Source organism: Pseudonocardia thermophila (assembly GCF_900142365.1).
GTDB lineage: Bacteria > Actinomycetota > Actinomycetes > Mycobacteriales > Pseudonocardiaceae > Pseudonocardia > Pseudonocardia thermophila.
In genome coordinates this window covers 246,540-261,308 of the sequence record NZ_FRAP01000004.1, presented here as the reverse complement: position 1 = coordinate 261,308, position 14,769 = coordinate 246,540, and the positions used below count along the sequence as shown (strand labels likewise).

General features: G+C 72.8%; 17 protein-coding genes and 1 pseudogene. 9 read left to right on the top strand and 9 right to left on the bottom strand.

The window, feature by feature from the left end; translation table 11 throughout:
- Positions 1–31: 31 nt before the first annotated feature.
- A complete protein-coding gene (locus tag BUE41_RS31200; protein WP_200803795.1) occupies positions 32–208 on the top strand; it encodes a hypothetical protein in 177 nt (58 codons plus the stop codon).
- A 63-nt stretch (positions 209–271) separates the two neighbouring features.
- A complete protein-coding gene (locus BUE41_RS07590; protein WP_073456205.1) occupies positions 272–652 on the top strand; it encodes a YkvA family protein in 381 nt (126 codons plus the stop codon).
- On the opposite strand, the gene BUE41_RS07585 is transcribed toward BUE41_RS07590, so the two are convergent.
- Positions 638–1,576, bottom strand: a complete 939-nt coding sequence (locus tag BUE41_RS07585; protein ID WP_073456343.1) for an o-succinylbenzoate synthase — start codon at positions 1,574–1,576, stop codon at positions 638–640. The two genes, BUE41_RS07590 and BUE41_RS07585, sit on opposite strands and share 15 nt — an antisense overlap.
- 81 nt (positions 1,577–1,657) lie before the next feature.
- Between BUE41_RS07585 and BUE41_RS07580 the strand changes: the two genes are divergently transcribed.
- Positions 1,658–2,071 carry a DUF4345 domain-containing protein gene (locus tag BUE41_RS07580; RefSeq protein ID WP_073456203.1) on the top strand — a complete coding sequence of 138 codons (414 nt, stop codon included), beginning with the start codon at positions 1,658–1,660 and terminating at the stop codon, positions 2,069–2,071.
- A 19-nt stretch (positions 2,072–2,090) separates the two neighbouring features.
- On the top strand, positions 2,091–2,492 hold the full coding sequence (locus tag BUE41_RS07575) for a tautomerase family protein (RefSeq protein ID WP_073456342.1): 402 nt from the start codon (positions 2,091–2,093) through the stop codon (positions 2,490–2,492).
- A gap of 487 nt (positions 2,493–2,979) precedes the next feature.
- Here BUE41_RS07575 and BUE41_RS07570 read toward each other — a convergent pair whose 3' ends face one another.
- Positions 2,980–3,702, bottom strand: a complete 723-nt coding sequence (locus BUE41_RS07570; protein WP_073456201.1) for an SDR family oxidoreductase — start codon at positions 3,700–3,702, stop codon at positions 2,980–2,982.
- Complete coding sequence (locus BUE41_RS07565) at positions 3,699–4,433, bottom strand: HAD family hydrolase (RefSeq protein WP_073456199.1); 735 nt, start codon at positions 4,431–4,433, stop codon at positions 3,699–3,701. Before BUE41_RS07565 ends, BUE41_RS07570 begins: the two co-directional genes overlap by 4 nt.
- Before the next feature lie 239 nt (positions 4,434–4,672).
- On the opposite strand from BUE41_RS07565, the gene BUE41_RS07560 reads away from it, so the two are divergent.
- The 3 genes from BUE41_RS07560 to BUE41_RS07550 all read left to right on the top strand — a co-directional run bounded on the left by BUE41_RS07560 (position 4,673) and on the right by BUE41_RS07550 (position 8,644).
- Complete coding sequence (locus BUE41_RS07560; protein WP_073456197.1) at positions 4,673–6,427, top strand: PEP-utilizing enzyme; 1,755 nt, start codon at positions 4,673–4,675, stop codon at positions 6,425–6,427.
- An 11-nt stretch (positions 6,428–6,438) separates the two neighbouring features.
- Complete coding sequence (locus BUE41_RS07555) at positions 6,439–7,515, top strand: PEP/pyruvate-binding domain-containing protein (RefSeq protein WP_234997037.1); 1,077 nt, start codon at positions 6,439–6,441, stop codon at positions 7,513–7,515.
- 190 nt (positions 7,516–7,705) lie between these two features.
- Positions 7,706–8,644 (top strand): NADP-dependent oxidoreductase, encoded by a 939-nt coding sequence (locus BUE41_RS07550; RefSeq protein WP_073456193.1) that lies wholly within the window; start codon positions 7,706–7,708, stop codon positions 8,642–8,644.
- 2 nt (positions 8,645–8,646) lie between these two features.
- On the opposite strand, the gene BUE41_RS30065 is transcribed toward BUE41_RS07550, so the two are convergent.
- Entirely contained in the window at positions 8,647–9,411 is a 765-nt protein-coding gene (locus BUE41_RS30065) for an IclR family transcriptional regulator (RefSeq protein ID WP_073456191.1), read from the bottom strand.
- 76 nt (positions 9,412–9,487) lie between these two features.
- Between BUE41_RS30065 and BUE41_RS07540 the strand changes: the two genes are divergently transcribed.
- Together BUE41_RS07540 and BUE41_RS07535 are read left to right on the top strand one after the other, a co-directional pair.
- Complete coding sequence (locus BUE41_RS07540) at positions 9,488–10,834, top strand: Rieske 2Fe-2S domain-containing protein (protein ID WP_073456189.1); 1,347 nt, start codon at positions 9,488–9,490, stop codon at positions 10,832–10,834.
- Positions 10,831–11,082, top strand: coding sequence for a hypothetical protein (locus BUE41_RS07535; protein WP_073456187.1), 252 nt, complete (start codon positions 10,831–10,833; stop codon positions 11,080–11,082). The genes BUE41_RS07540 and BUE41_RS07535 overlap by 4 nt, the downstream gene beginning before the upstream one ends.
- Before the next feature lie 206 nt (positions 11,083–11,288).
- Here the strand turns inward: BUE41_RS07535 and BUE41_RS07530 are convergent, their stop codons facing one another.
- The 5 genes and pseudogenes from BUE41_RS07530 to BUE41_RS07510 form a co-directional block, all read right to left on the bottom strand.
- On the bottom strand, positions 11,289–12,482 hold the full coding sequence (locus BUE41_RS07530) for a hypothetical protein (RefSeq protein ID WP_143172013.1): 1,194 nt from the start codon (positions 12,480–12,482) through the stop codon (positions 11,289–11,291).
- Positions 12,483–12,572: 90 nt separating this feature from the next.
- On the bottom strand, positions 12,573–12,932 hold the full coding sequence (locus BUE41_RS07525) for a Rieske (2Fe-2S) protein (protein WP_073456183.1): 360 nt from the start codon (positions 12,930–12,932) through the stop codon (positions 12,573–12,575).
- A pseudogene (locus BUE41_RS07520) lies at positions 12,932–13,144 on the bottom strand (tautomerase family protein); the annotation flags it as partial. The pseudogene BUE41_RS07520 and the gene BUE41_RS07525, both read right to left, overlap by 1 nt.
- A 28-nt stretch (positions 13,145–13,172) precedes the next feature.
- Positions 13,173–13,931 (bottom strand): 2-keto-4-pentenoate hydratase, encoded by a 759-nt coding sequence (locus tag BUE41_RS07515; protein ID WP_073456179.1) that lies wholly within the window; start codon positions 13,929–13,931, stop codon positions 13,173–13,175.
- Positions 13,931–14,716, bottom strand: a complete 786-nt coding sequence (locus tag BUE41_RS07510; protein WP_234997035.1) for a 2-keto-4-pentenoate hydratase — start codon at positions 14,714–14,716, stop codon at positions 13,931–13,933. The genes BUE41_RS07515 and BUE41_RS07510 overlap by 1 nt, the downstream gene beginning before the upstream one ends.
- Between the last annotated feature and the right edge of the window lie 53 nt (positions 14,717–14,769).

The window sequence follows — 14,769 nt, the reverse complement described above, 5'->3', positions numbered from 1 at the left end:
ACCATCCGGTGACGCCGCACGTCTACCGGACATGCTGCGGATCGTCGGAATAGCGCTCGCCGTCGTGGTCGGGCTGTGGATCCTGTTCTCGGTGCTGGGCCTGTTGGCGAAGCTGCTGTTCTGGGCAGTCGTGCTCACCGCGGTGGTGCTGCTCGTCGCCGGCACCGTCGCGGCGGTCAAGAAGAAGCGCAGCGGCGCGCTCCGTTAGCGGATCGCGACCTGACCCGCGCGCCGGTGGGAACGCGGCACCGCGGTCCCGCGTTGATCGGGCATGGCGACGACTTCGGCGACCACCAGCGCGCGCCGCACGGCGGCCCTGCGCATGTTCTGGCAGGCCGTCATGGCGAGCCGGCGATCCGGCGCGCCCGGCCTGGGCGAGCTCGCCGGCGCAGTGCCGCGCATGGCCGGCACTGCGCTCTCCGGCCGCTACCGGCTGCTCACCCGCGGTCGGCTGCTCGTGTTCGTGCTGGCCGTGGCCTACCTGCTCTCGCCGGTCGATCTCCTGCCTGAGCTGGCGCTCGGCCCGTTCGGGCTGATCGACGACGGCGCGGTCGCGATGTGGCTGGCCGGCGCGCTGCTCGTCGAGGCGGAGCGGTTCCTGCGCTGGGAACGAGCAGGGCGGCCCACCGTCGTCGGCTCACCGGCGGGGTGACCCCTCCAGAAGCGCGGCGCAGCGGGTCATCCGGTCGCGCCACCATGCTGCCCGCTGCGGGCTCATCGGCGGGATCCGCGCCGGATCGGGCACCGGCGGGGTGCGCGGCACCGCGAGGTGGCCGGCGACGGGGCGCAGCGAGTCCGCGTCGGGCACCACGTCGGTCTCGAACAGCGTGATGGTGCCCAGGCCGCAGGCGAAGTCCAGCTCGGGCAGGGCACCGGCGAGCGCCAGCTGCGCGGCCAGCCCGACGCTGGTCTCCAGCGCCGACGACACCACGCACGGCAGCCCGCACGCCTCGGCGATCTCCAGTGCGCGCCGCACCCCGCCCAGCGGAGTGCACTTGATCACCGCCACGTCCGCGGCCCCAGTCTCCGCGACAGCCAGGGGATCCTCGGCGCGGCGGATCGACTCGTCGGCCGCGATCCGCACGTCCACCCGGCGGCGCACCGCGGCCAGTTCCTCGACCGTGGCGCACGGCTGCTCGACGTACTCCAGCCCGTCCGCGGCGCGGTCCAGGGCGCGGATCGCGGCGACCGCGCCGTCGACGTCCCAGCGGGCGTTGGCGTCCACCCGGATGCGGCCCTCGGGGCCGAGGGCGTCGCGGACCGCGGCGACCCGTTCGAGGTCCTCGGCGAGCGAGTCGGCGTGGTCGGCCACCTTCACCTTCGCCGTGCCGCAGCCGGACGCGGCGACGATCGCGTGCGCGCGCTCGGGGTCGACGGCGGGCACGGTCGCGTTCACCGGGATCCGCTCGCGCACCGGCTCGGGCCACCCGACGGTCGCCTGCTCGACGGCAGTCGCGAGCCAGCGGGCGGCCTCGGCGTCGTCGTACTCGGGGAACGGGCAGAACTCGGCCCAGCCCGCCGGGCCCTCGATCAGCACGCCCTCGCGGACGGTGATGCCGCGGAACCGGGTCCGCATCGGGACGGCGTAGGGGAGCGCGGTCGCGGCGAGATCCACGGGGCCGAGCCTATGCGGGCTCCGCGGTGGCAGGGTGGCCGCATGGGCTCGTCGAACGGATCGGCGCGCAGTCGCCGTGCTCTGCAGATCACTCTCGGTGCCCTGTCCCTCGTCCCGGCGCTGTCCGGTGCCGTGGGGCTGGTCAAGGGGCCGCGGGCGCTGCCGGGCTCCACCGGCACCACCGATCCCGCGCTGGACAGCGAGTACCGCGTGAACAGCGCGTTCCTGCTGGTCACCGCCCCGGTCATCTGGGCGTCGATCCCGAAGATCGAACACGCCACCGGGGCGCTGCGGCTGATCGGGGCGGCCGGGTTCCTCGGCGGCATCGGGCGGCTGCTGTCCTGGAAGCAGGTCGGCCGGCCGCACCCGCTGTACGTCGCGGCCGCGGTGCTGGAGCTGGCCGGAGTTCCGGTGCTGGTCGCCTGGCAGGAACGAGTGCGGCGGCGAATGCGCTGAACGGCGCTACGGTGTGCGCATGCCGATCCTCGAGGTGCACCTGGTCGAGGGGATGCACACCGCGAACCAGCAGGCCGAGCTGCTGCGCACGATGAGCAGGCGCTACGCCGAGGTGCTGGAGTCACCGCTCGAGCGGGTGCGCGCCTACCTCACCCTCCACCGCCCCGAGCACTGGGCGGTCGGCGGCGTAGCGGGGGTCGCCGCACCGTACTTCACCGCGATCGTGCTTGCGGATCGGCCGGTGGAGCAGCGACATCGGCTGCTCGGCGCGCTCACCGACGCCCTCGTCGACGTGCTCGGCGTGGATCGCCGCAGCATCCGCGGGCGGATCATCCCGGTGTCGCCGGACGACTGGGGGATCGGTGGGGTGCCGGCGAGCTCGGTCAGGCGGGACGAGATCGCGGCGAGGGCGAGGTCCTGACGAGCCGGGGTCGGCACGGCAGGAAAGCCACAGCGTCGCCCGCGCTCGGCTCCTTCGTCGCAGAGCGCGGGCTCGCGCGCCTGTGAACCCTCGACGGTTCTGCAGGTGATCGGGCTCGTGAGGCGGCGAGGTTCTCCTCCGGTGCTCGCGCCCTCGTCCCTCGGGCGCGCCGTGCGTCTCTCCCGCACCTCGACGTCGGCCGCTCGCGCGGTGCCTGCTTGACGGCGGCCTCGCTGCTCGCAGTCCCGTGATGGCCGGGCGCGTCCTCGTTCCTCGGGCGCTGCGCGCCTCCCCGCCGTCGTCGACGCGCGAGCAGGCGGCCACCTTGCGGTGGTGCTCGGCCCGGTGCGGTGCGGCGCAGTGTGGTGCGCGAGGACCGGGCAGTGGAGGTGGAACACGTCTACGGGAGCCTCCTTCCCGCCGTTCCCGGCAGGCGGGTGGCTTTCCGACAAAGATCAACTACGCGCTCCGCCCGCTGCCGTCCGGCTCAGAGGATCCCGCGCCGCGCTCCCATGTCCAGCCCCAGCGTCGAGCCGAGCAGGGCGTCGGCCTCCGGGGCGAGCAGGGCGGCGACCGCCCACGCCACCTCCTCGGGCGTGACAAGCCGACCCAGCGGTGACTCGGCCGCGCGTTCGGCGAGCACCTCGGCCACGTCGACGCCGCGCTCGGCCGCCGCCGCCGCGGCCAGGCCGCGCAGCCGCGGGGTGTCGGCGGGCCCAGGGGCGACCAGGTGCGCGGTGATCCCGCGCGGCCCGTACGCGTCGGCCAGCTGCCGGACGAGGTTCGCCAGGGCCGCGTTGGTCACCCCGGCCGCGCACGCGTAGGGCGCGGGTTCGCTGCCGAAGTGCCCGCCGAGCGCGACGATCCGCGATCCGCGATCCAGCTGCCCGTCCACCGCTCGCACCAGCCGCAGCAGCCCGCCGCACTTCAGCGCCACCGCCCGGCCCAGTGCGTCCGGCTCGATCGTCGCCAGAGGACCGGTCGGCGGCAGCCCCGCGGCCTGCACGACCATCCGCACCGGCCGCCCACCGACCGCCGCCGCGATCACCGCCACCGCGTCGTCGGAGCCGATGTCGGCGCGGCAGTCCGGCGGCTCGGCACCCCGGGCCACGCCGAGGACGTCGAGCCCCGCGCGCCGCAGCCGGGCGGCGATCGCCGAGCCCAGCGCCCCCGATGACCCGACGACGACCGCCAGTTCGCTCCCGCTCATCTGTCTCCCTCGCGACGAACGGCACTTTCGTCTACCCCGAGTGGACGAGAGTGCCGTTCGCTGCATTCCACCGGGACCGGTAACCCCAGCTCCCGGGCTGCCCGTTCGAAGGCCGCGGCCGGGTCCCGCAGGTCCACCTCCACCGCGATCATCCCGGCGCGCCGGGCCCCGGCGACGTTCCACGGCATGTCGTCGACGAACACGATGTCCGCCGGGTCCGCGCCGAGCGCCTCGGCGCCGAGCGCGAACGCCCGCGGGTCGGGCTTCATCACGCCCGTCACGCTGGCGTCCACGAGCGCATCCAGCTCGGCGAGCAGCGGGTGCGCGCTCATGCCGGCGCCGCCGTGGAAGGCCTGCAGGTCGTTGGTCAGCGCACCCACTCGGATCCCTGCGGCGCGCGCCGCGCCGATCAGCGCCGCGGCCTCCGGGCGGACGATGTCGGCGCCGACCGCGGCCGGCTGCTCGTAGAGCAGGTGCATGAACTCCTGGATCGGCCAGTCCCGGCCCAGCGCCGCCCCGATCTCGGCGCTGCGGGCGTGCCAGTAGTCGCGCTCGCCGATCTCCGCGGCGATCATCCGATCCCACAGCGGATCCGGCTCCGTGCCGAGCGGGCCGCGGCGGGCCGCGACCGCGCGCACCCGCGGTTCACGCTCGGCGAGCAGCCCGAGCAGCTCGCTGCCGGAGCGGAACACGGTGCCGCCGAGGTCGAGCAGCAGGGCCCGCCGCGTCATGAGCGTCCTCGGGCCGCGGAACTCACCGATCGGACGGCTACCTCGGACGCCCTCGTCGTCGCGCTCGGCATGCGCTGGACCGTACGAGACGACGCTGACCTGCGGGAAGGCGCACGTTCGGCTGCGCAGAACACGATCGGGTGCGGCCCGGTTGTTCGGCAGGCGGGAACGGGTGGCTTGCTCGGCGGATGTGTCCGCTGTCACGGTCGGGCGAACGACACGGAGCCCCTGGAGGTCCGATGACCAACGTCGTCCCCGTCGAACCCTTCACCGGTGAGTGGTACCCCGGCTACAAGCCGGAGTTCTTCGACTTCCCGTACGTCGTCGACGCTCCGTCGCCGTTCAAGCCCGGCGACGAGCAGGCCTTCTGGTTCCTCGACTTCCACTGGTCGCGGGGCCTGACGCCGCTTGCGGCGACGCTGTGGAGCGCCGACGGCTACTGCCACGGCACCCAGAGCGCCTCCGAGAACCTGCCGCTGCCACCCGGGCGCGGCGTGACCTGCCGGTTCGCCGGCACCCACCTGTACGGGTCGCCGATCCCCGAGGACGATCCGCGCGAGATCAACGCCCGTGCCCAGCGGCTCGCCCGCAACCTGCCGCACTTCCTGCAGAACTTCACCTCGATCTGGGAGGCCGGGCGCGACGAGCTGGAGGACACCTGGAACTACTTCCAGGGCATCGACCTCACCAAGGTGCCGCGGGAGGACTTCCCGAAGCTCCTCCACCAGGCGCGCCGCTACCACAAGCGCGCCATGGAGATCCACTTCGCGGTCATGTACCCGATGCTGGTGAACTTCCTGTCCTTCTACGGTTCGTGCGCGGAGATGGGCATCGACACGAACCTGATCGGGAAGTTCCTCCAGGGCGAGGACACCAAGATCATGGAGCTGGACCGCGAGCTGTACAAGCTCGCGATCAAGGCCCGCGAGGCCGGGCTGTCGCAGGTCTTCGCCGAGAACGAGCCGGAGAACATGCGCCAGGCCCTGCTCGCGCACGGCGGCTCGGCGTCCCAGTGGCTCACGGACTTCGACGACTGGCTGCAGGTGTGGGGCCACCGCTCCGACGCCACCTGCGACGTCGGCGTCCCCAGCTGGATCGAGGACAACACCAACGCCTTCGGGAACATCAAGACGTTCCTGATGAAGGACACCGACCACGACTTCGACGCCGCCCAGCGCAACGCGATCGAAGAGCGCGAGGCCGCCATCGAGGCGGCGCGGTCCGGGCTCACCAAGGAGGAGCAGGCGGTCTTCGACGGCGGTCTCGCCGCCAACCGGGCTGCGAACTTCCCCTGGTGGCAGGACGACCACAACTTCTACATCGACTTGAAGGTCATGCTGCCGCTGCGGCACATCTGCCAGGAGCTCGCCGCCCGCGTCGGGGCCGACGACAAGAACGACATGATCTACCTGTTCTGGCCCGAGCTGCTCGAGGTCGCGAACGGCAAGCCGTACGCGGGCGAGCTGCGTAGCCTGGTGGCCGACCGGCGGCAGTACTTCGACCACTGGTTCCACAAGCGGGCGGAGATGCCGAAGGTGCTCGGCACGATCCCCGAATCGGTCGAGGACCCGGTCCTGATCGAGATCTTCGGCATCAACCCGGGCTCGCTGCGCGCCGTGCAGAACCCGGACGCCGCCGAGCAGACCCAGCTCGCCGGGGTGCCCGCGGCGAAGGGCCGCGCCGTCGGGGTGGCGCGCGTGCTGCAGAGCTCCGACGAGCTGCACCGTGTGGCCCCGGGTGAGATCCTCGTCTGCGAGTCGACCTCGCCCAACTGGACACCGGCCTTCGGCAAGATCGGCGGCGCGGTCTGCGACGGCGGCGGCATGCTCAGCCACGCCGCCATCGTCGGCCGTGAGTACGGCGTCCCGACCGTCACCGCGGTCGGCGTCGCCACGATCGCCATCAAGGACGGCGACACGATCGAGGTCGACGGCACGAACGGCAAGGTGACCATCCTGAAGCGGGCGGCCGATCTCGCCGGGGCGGACACATGACGGGAGCTCTCGTGGGGACCGATTCCATCGTCTGGGTCGATTCCGTCGATCCGGCCACAGCGGTGGCCGTGGCCGGGTCGAAGATGGGCAGGCTCACCGAGCTGCACCGGGCGGGAGTGCAGGTCCCACAAGGGTTCGCCGTCACCGTCGAGGCCTACCGGCGCCACTGCGCCGAGTCCGGCCTCGACGAGCGGATCGACCAGGTGCTCTCCGGGCTGGGCAGCAGCCCGGCCGAACACGAGGTGGAACAGGCCTCGGCCACGATCCGGGGCCTGTTCTCCGAGACTCCGATGGCGGCGGCGCTGGAGGCGGAGATCGTCGCGGCGTACGAGGAGCTGGCCGACCGCGTCGTCGAGGTCAACCCGCCCACGGCCGTGCGCTCGTCAGCCACCGGGGAGGACGCCGCCGACGCCAGCTTCGCCGGCATCTTCGACACCTACCTGGGCATCTCCGGCCCGCAGCGGGTGCTGGCCGCGGTGCGGTCGTGCTGGGGATCGCTGTTCACCACGCGGGCGCTGTCCTACCGGCTGCGCAAGGGGATCAGCCACCACGACATGCCGATCGCCGTCGGCGTGATCGAACTGATCCACGCCCGTGCGTCCGGGGTGGCGTTCTCGGTGCACCCGGTCACCGGCAAGCCGGATCGGATCGTCATCGAGACGTCGTGGGGCTGGGGCGAGGCCATCGTGCAGGGCCTGGTCGATCCCGACCACGTCGAGGTCGGCAAGGCCGACAACCGCATCCTCAAGTACGAGGTGGCGCACAAGAAGATGGTCTCGGCGTTCGACTTCGCCGAGGGCCGGGTCACCGAGATCGCCATGCCCGAGCGGCTGGCCGACCGCAGGGTGCTCGACGACGAGCAGATCGTCGCGATCGCCGAATCGGTCAAGGCGATCGAGCGGCACTACGGCTACCCGGTCGACGTCGAGTGGGTGATCTCGCGGCACCGCCGCGCGGGCGATCCGATCTGCATCGTGCAGTCGCGTCCGGTCACGGTGACCGCCACCGAGACCACCCCCGCCGCGTACGACCCGGTGGCGCTGGCGCAGAAGTACATCTTCAGCGGCAAACCGATCCCCGGCCGCTGATCCGGTAGCTCACTCTGCGCCGTCGGTCTCCGCGACGAGAACGAACCTGCGGTGATCAGCAAGCCCTGTTGATCACCGCGAGGTCGTTCTCGTCGCGGAGCTGTGTTCCCGGTGATCACGGAGAGTGGGCGCCGGCAGGGGAGCGGCGCCCCGATCCGCGCGCAGCGGGCCGCGGTGGTAGGCATCGCACGTGCGAGTCATCACGCAGCTCTCCACCGGCGGCCCGGAGGTCCTGGAGCTCGGTGAGGCCCCCGTGCCCGAGCCCGGGCCGACGGAGATCCGGGTGCGGGTCGCCGCCGCGGGCGTGAACCCGGTCGACTGGAAGACCCGCGCCGGTCGGGGCATGGCGAAGGTGATCGGCCCGCCGCCGTTCACGGTGGGCTGGGACGTCGCCGGCACGGTCGACGCCGTCGGCCCGGGCGTCACCCGGTTCTCCGTCGGCGACGCGGTGTTCGGGATGCCGTGGTTCCCGCGCCAGGCCGGCGCCTACGCCGAGTTCGTCGTCGCCCCCTCCCGACACTTCGCGCACCGGCCTGCACGGCTGTCGGCCGTTGAGGCCGCCGGCCTGCCGCTCGCCGGGCTGACCGCGTGGCAGGCGCTCGTCGACGTCGCCGGGGTGCGCGAGGGCCAGCGCGTGTTGATCCACGCCGCCGCCGGCGGGGTGGGCCACCTCGCCGTGCAGATCGCCAAAGCCCGCGGCGCGTACGTGATCGGCACCGCCTCCACGGCCAAGCACAACCTGCTGACCGACCTGGGCATCGACGAGGCGATCGACTACCGAGCCGAGGACTTCGAGAAGGCGATCGAGCCGGTCGACGTCGTGTTGGACGCCGTGGGCGGCGACGTCGCGATGCGCTCGCTGGACGTGCTCGCCCCGGAGGGCCGGATGGTGACCCTCCTGTCGTCGTCCGCGGCCCCGGCGCTCGCCGCCGCCACCGACCGCGGCCTGCGCGCCACCGCCATGATCGTCGAACCCGACGCCCACGGGCTCGAGCAGCTCGCCACGCTCGTCGACCAGCGCCGGCTGCGGGTGCTGGTGTCCGAGACGTTCCCGCTGGAGCGGGCTCGGCACGCCCACCGGGCGGGCGAGCTGGGGCACACCACCGGGAAGCTGGTCCTGACCATCTGAGATCACCTGCGCGCGCCGAGGCGGGCGCTCGCCCGCGCCGCGGCCGCGATCACCGCGGAGCGCAGGCGCGCGAGCGCGCTCGGCGTGGCCCGCCCGGTCGGCGCGGCCACCGACAGCGCCGCGATCACCGCGCCCGATCCGTCCCGGACGGGCGCCCCGACGGACACCACACCCACCCGCGACTCCTCCCGGTTCTCCGCCCAGCCGCGCTCGGCGACCTCGCGCAGCCGCGCGCGCAGCACCGCCTCGTCCACGATCGTGTACGGGGTGATCCGCTGCGGCGTCCACGCGGCCAGCCGCGCGTCGAGCTCCTCCGGGGGCAGCGCGGCCAGCATGACCTTGCCGGTGCTCGTCGTGGGTGCGGGCAGCCGGGTGCCCACGCGGGCGAAGATCCGCACGGTGTGCGGGCTCTCCAGGCGGTCGATGTAGACCGACTCCAGCCCGTCGAGGACGGCCAGCTGCACGGTCTCGCCGGTGTCGGCCCGCAGCACCGCCATGACCGGCAGCGCGGCCTCGTGCAGGTCCAGGTTGCCGCCGACGCTCGCGCCGATGTCGTAGAGCGCTAGACCCAGCCGGTAGCGGCCGGAGCGTCCCCGTTCCAGCAGCCGCTCCGCGGTGAGCGTCGCGAGCATGCGGTGCACCGTGCTCGTGGACAGACCCAACCTGCGGCTCAGCTCGGAGACGCCCAGTTCCCGGTCGGTCCGGGAGAACTCCTTGAGCAGCCGCGCGGCGTTGCGCACCGAGGTGAGCTGGGCACTTCCCTGCATGCGGGAAGGATTCCTTGTTGGGTGTCCGGCGCGCCACCTACCGTCCCCCGTACCCGAACGGAAGGGACCACCACGCATGCTGACCGCCGAGCAGAACGATGAGCTGACCCAGGTCGAGGCGGGCACGCCCATGGGCGAGGTGCTGCGCCGGTACTGGTACCCCGTGGCGTTCACCCGCGAGCTCGCCGAGTTCCCCGTCAAACGGGTCGAGCTCCTCGGCGAGTTCTTCGCGCTGTGGCGCACCCCGTCCGGCCGGTACGGGATCATCCCCGAACCGTGCCCCCACCGGAAGGCCTCCATGGCCTACGGCCTGGTCGAGGAGGACGGGCTGCGCTGCCCCTACCACGGCTGGAAGTTCGACACCGACGGCGCCTGCATCGACCAGCCCGCCGAGAAGGACAGCACCAACTTCAAGGACCGCGTCCGCGCCACCGCCGGCAAGGTGGAGGAGCTGGGTGGGCTGATCTGGGCCTACATCGGGCCCGAGCCCGCACCGCTGCTGCCGCGGTTCGACGTCTACGTGATGGACGGCTTCCGCGACATCGGCTGGGCCGACCTGCCGTGCAACTACGTGCAGATCATGGAGAACGCGGTCGACCCGCACCACGTCGAGTGGCTGCACGGGCGCTACTTCGAGTTCATCGGCCGCCACGAGGGCTTCACCGCGCCGGCGTCGTTCGGCAAGCAGCACGTGCGCATCGGCTTCGACACGTTCGAGTGGGGCATCATCAAGCGCCGCGTCCTCAAGGGCGCCACCGAGGAGAACGACGACTGGAAGGTCGGCCACCCGCTGGTCTTCCCCTACAACATGCGCGTCGGCGGGGGCGGCATCCACCAGATGCAGATCCGGGTACCGATCAACCGCACCACCACCCGGTTCATGCTCTACACGGTGCACGCCCCGGAGGGGTACGAGCCGGTCGAGCAGGCCGCGATCCCCGACTACCAGATCCCGGTGTTCGACGAACGCGGCAACCACGTCGTCAACTACGTCGAAGGCCAGGACATCATGGCGTGGGTGACGCAGGGCCCGATCACCGACCGGACCACCGAGCACCTCGGCCGCAGCGACATCGGGATCGCGCTGCTGCGCAAGATGTTCCGCGAGCAGATGGCGCGGGTCGCTGAGGGCAAGGACCCGATCGGCACGATCCGGGAGCCGCACGAGCGCATCGACCTGCCGTGCGAGATCGACAAGTTCCACGCCGGCGGCGCCCAGTTCGCGCTGGACTTCTGCGAGATGGGCTCCACCCGCTTCTCGCCGATGCTCGACACGATCAAGAAGATCCACGTGCGGGCCGCCGAGCAGGCGCGCAAGGACAAGGCCGCGGGCCGCACGCCGTACACCCCGGTCGGCGGGTTCGGCGGGGCGACGCTCGCGCCCGGAGCCTCGGCGCAGGTCGACTCCGGGCCGCTTTCGTGAGACCGCGCCCGACACCGCCGCAGCCGTGGCAGCCGGCGGTCGTCGACCGCCGCTTCCTCGCCGACGCCGAGGCGCACCGGCGCGACGCACCGCGGTTCTGCCCGCGGTGCGGCGCGCAGATGGCGCTGGCGAGCGAGTTCTGGGAGGCCGACGACCGGCGGTTCTACTGCGCGTGCACCGGGTGCGGCTGGTCGGGGGAGATCATCCCGACCGGTGAGGGCGTGATCGGGCACGAGCTGGAGCACTGATCGTCCCGGCGCCGGCGGTGGGCTCCAGGCAGACGGTCGGGGCCGGCGGCTGGAAGAACGCTGACTCGGGTGCCGTCCCGAGCAGTCTCTGCCGCGAGTGCGGCCCTCCTCCGCGGGAGCATGGGTGAACGAACGGCACTGTCGTCCACTCCGAGTGGACGACAGTGCCGTTCGTTCACCGTCGGCCGGGGCCGAACCCGGAGCACTCAGCGGCGCTGCAGCCCCCGCACCTCGTCCACCACGGCCCGCACGCGCTCCCGGATGCCGCGCAGCTCGGTCAGGTAGAACCAGTAGTCCGGGTGCACTCCGGTGAGCCGGGCCTGCGCGTTCTCCAGCCGCACCGCCTGCGCGTCGAGGATCGGGCCGAACCGGTCCACCAGGCCCCGGTCCACGACGAGCCGCTGGGCGTCGCGCAGCACGAACCGGGTGTCCGCCGCCTCCTTCGACGGATCGGCCTTCACTTCGCGCAGGTGCGTCAGCCGGTCCGTAGTGGCCTTGACCCGTTCCTCGGCACGGCCCAGCTCGCCGCGGGCGCGCGCGACCGCGTCGGCCGCGTCGTCCCACTCGCCGGTCCCGGCGAACCGCTCCGCCTCGTCCAGCGCGGCCGTCGCTTCGGCCACTGCGGCGCGGGCGACCTTCTCGGCGTCGACGAGATCGCGCGAGCAGGGCTCGGAGAACTCCCGCCGCAGCGCGGACAGCGCGGGCTCGATCCCCTCGATCTTCGTCAGCGCGGCCTCCCGCCGGGTGCGGACGCTGCGCAGCGCTGACTGCACCGACGCTGCCGTCTTCGGCGCCTCCTCGGCCAGCTTCGCGGCGGCTCTGGCCAGCTCGATCGTGCGCTGGGCCGCGGCGTGCCGGTCGCGCAGCCCGGCCGCGGAGTCGATCCCGGTCTCCGCCCGGACGGCTTCGACGAGCATCTCCGTCGCCCGCCGCGACGGGTACCCGGCCCGCTCTGCCTGCGTGATCGCCTTGTCGGCGTCGACGAGCGCCACCCGCGCCTTCTGGATGGCCTGCGGGAGGTTGCGGATCAGCATGTCCGCCTCGTCGATCTCCCGGGCGTGCTGGGCGCGGAACCGGGTGATCGCCTGGCGGGCCGCCTGGATCTCGCGCAGCGCCTTCTCGTCGGCCTCCTTCGAGCCGGTGACCGGCGCGCTGCCGTCGAGCGGGTACTGCTGGGTGGCCGCGAGGTATGCCTCGGTGGCCCGGTCGCACTGCGCGGAGACCTGTTCCCACTGCGCGCGCAGCCGCGGCTCGCCGGCGATCTCGTCGGCGACGCGGACCGCCTCGGCCGCCGCGCGCTGCTCGTCGTCGAGGGCGAGGAAGCCTTGTGTGGCGGCGTTGCGGGCCGCGAACGCGGCTTCGTCCGGGGCGGGGGAGGGTCGGTCGTTGCGACGGAACAACGCGCCTCCCTCCCGCTCCACCCGGCTCGTCGTCAACGTTACCGGGATCCGCGGGGCGAGTCGTCCGAACCTGCAGGTCCGGACCAGGGCTCACGAACCTGCCCGGCGGGCGTGCGCGCGCAGCCGCTCCGCCCACGACAGCGGCTCGGGCGGTTCGCCCACGTCGGCCCACCACGTCCCGTCCCGTTCGAGCACCGGGTAGACGCCCAGCCGGTACTGCCGGGTGGTCGCGCAGGCGCCGGTGCCGAGATCGAACCGGTACCAGTGCCACGGGCACACGAGCGTCTCGCCGTCTCGCACCCAGCCCTGTGCGAGCGGGCCTTTGTTGTGCGGGCACTCCGCGTCGGTGACGCGGTACCCGTCGCCCACCCGGAAGACGGCGAACTCGCGCCCGTCCGGCGCGCGCACCGTCCAGGACGGTGCCTCGCGCGGATCGAGCGGGACGAGCATCAGCGTTTCCCGGCCGCGCGCAGCTCGGCCAGCGTCTCGCCGCCGGCGAACCAGTGCTCGGGCTCGCACTCGGTGATCACCACGCGGATCGTCTCCCGCTTGGCACCGATCGCCTGTTCTGCTGCGTCCGTGAGCGCCTGTCCGAGCGCCCGCAGCTGCTCGGGCGTGCGTCCTTTCGCGAGCGTGACCTGGATCAACGGCATGCGAGCCTCCCGAACTAGACCCCGAACTAGATCCCGACTAGACGCAGCCCAGCTCGACGGTGCCGAGCCGGTCGATCGAGGCGACGACGACGTCGCCCGGTCCCACGGGCACGGCCGCGGTGAGCCCGCCGGAGAACACCACCTGGCCGGCGCGCAGGCCGTCGCCGTCGGCGGCCATGGTGCGCACCATCCACGCCACGGCGGAGGCGGGGTGCCCGAGCGACGCCGCCCCGGACGCGGTGGCGACGACCTCGCCGTTCTTCTCCAGCACCACACCCACCAGCCGCAGGTCGATGCCGGTCGGCGGGACCGGGGTGCCGACGAGGAAGCGGCCCGCCGAGGTGTTGTCGGCGACGACGTCGGCCATCGTGAACCTGTAGTCGCGGTAGCGGGAGTCGAGCACCTCGATGCCGACGGCGACGCCTGCGGTCGCGGCGAGCACGTCGGTCGCGGTGACGTGGGCGCCGGCGAGATCGCGACCCATCACGAACACGATCTCGGGCTCGCAGCGCGGCTGGATGCACGTCGAGGTGTCCAGCGGCTCGCCCAGGTCCAGCGCGGCCGTGGCGGGGAGGAAGCCGAACACCGGGCTCGACACCCCCACCTGGGCCTGCTTGGCGCGGCTGGTCACCCCCAGCTTCCACCCGGCGAGCGGACCCGCCTGGTCGCGCAGCACCCGCTGCACGGCGTAGGCGGTGGCCAGGTCCAGCTCCGGCACGTCGGTGGACAGCTGCTCGATGGCGGCGCGCTCCGCGACCGCTTTCTGCAGCCGCGCGGCGAGGTCGTGGACGTCCATCAGGCCCCCACTCGGATCGTGATCGGGCCGAGCCGGTCGAACTCGGCGCGGAAGACGTCACCCGGGTTCATCGGCACGGCGGCGTGCAGTGCCCCGGTCATGACGACGTGGCCGGGCTCGAGCGCCACGCCGTTCTCGCCGAGGACGTTGGCCAGCCACGCGACGACCGCGATCGGGTCGCCCAGCGCGGCCGCGCCGGCGCCGGTGTCGATCAGCTCGCCGTTGCGGGTCAGCGTCATGCCGATCAGCCGCGTGTCCAGCCCCTCCAGGGGCACGATCCGGCTCGACATCGCCAGCGCCCCGTTCGAGGCGAGGTCGGCGACGGTGTCGGCGAGCTTGATCCGCCAGTCGGCGATGCGCGAGTCGACGATCTCCATGCCGGCGACGGCCCCGGCGATCGCGGCGTGCGCCTGGGTGACGGTCACGCCGGGCCCCTGCAGCCGGTCCTTCATCACGAACACGATCTCGGCCTCGACCTTGGGCGCGATGAACCGCGACAGCGGGATCTCGTCGCCGTCGTTGTAGACGGTGGAGGCCAGGACGGGCCCGTGGTCGGGGGAGTCGACCCCGATCAGCTTCTGCATGGGCTTGCTGGTCAGGCCCACCTTGCGGCCGATGATCTCGTCGCCGTCGGCGAGCAGGAGCTTGATCAGTTCCTGCTGCACGGCGTAGCCCTCGGCCATCCCGAGCGTGGGGTCCGCGTCGGTGAACGGGGCGATCGGCACGCGCGTGCGGCGGGCGTCGTAGAGGGCGCGCGCCATGGCCGGCGCATCGATGACGGTCACGGTGCGATCCTGGCGCTCGACGGTGCGCAGGTCATCGCCGGCGTTTCGATGAG

What these genes read in the sequence shown, in the direction of transcription:
- BUE41_RS31200 (WP_200803795.1), top strand. Translation starts at nt 32, where the DNA reads ATGCTGCGGATCGTCGGAATAGCGCTCGCCGTCGTGGTCGGGCTGTGG.
- BUE41_RS07590 (WP_073456205.1), top strand. Translation starts at nt 272, where the DNA reads ATGGCGACGACTTCGGCGACCACCAGCGCGCGCCGCACGGCGGCCCTG.
- BUE41_RS07585 (WP_073456343.1), bottom strand. Translation starts at nt 1,576, where the DNA reads ATGCGGACCCGGTTCCGCGGCATCACCGTCCGCGAGGGCGTGCTGATC.
- BUE41_RS07580 (WP_073456203.1), top strand. Translation starts at nt 1,658, where the DNA reads ATGGGCTCGTCGAACGGATCGGCGCGCAGTCGCCGTGCTCTGCAGATC.
- BUE41_RS07575 (WP_073456342.1), top strand. Translation starts at nt 2,091, where the DNA reads ATGCCGATCCTCGAGGTGCACCTGGTCGAGGGGATGCACACCGCGAAC.
- BUE41_RS07570 (WP_073456201.1), bottom strand. Translation starts at nt 3,702, where the DNA reads ATGAGCGGGAGCGAACTGGCGGTCGTCGTCGGGTCATCGGGGGCGCTG.
- BUE41_RS07565 (WP_073456199.1), bottom strand. Translation starts at nt 4,433, where the DNA reads ATGACGCGGCGGGCCCTGCTGCTCGACCTCGGCGGCACCGTGTTCCGC.
- BUE41_RS07560 (WP_073456197.1), top strand. Translation starts at nt 4,673, where the DNA reads ATGACCAACGTCGTCCCCGTCGAACCCTTCACCGGTGAGTGGTACCCC.
- BUE41_RS30065 (WP_073456191.1), bottom strand. Translation starts at nt 9,411, where the DNA reads ATGCAGGGAAGTGCCCAGCTCACCTCGGTGCGCAACGCCGCGCGGCTG.
- BUE41_RS07540 (WP_073456189.1), top strand. Translation starts at nt 9,488, where the DNA reads ATGCTGACCGCCGAGCAGAACGATGAGCTGACCCAGGTCGAGGCGGGC.
- BUE41_RS07525 (WP_073456183.1), bottom strand. Translation starts at nt 12,932, where the DNA reads ATGCTCGTCCCGCTCGATCCGCGCGAGGCACCGTCCTGGACGGTGCGC.
- BUE41_RS07515 (WP_073456179.1), bottom strand. Translation starts at nt 13,931, where the DNA reads ATGGACGTCCACGACCTCGCCGCGCGGCTGCAGAAAGCGGTCGCGGAG.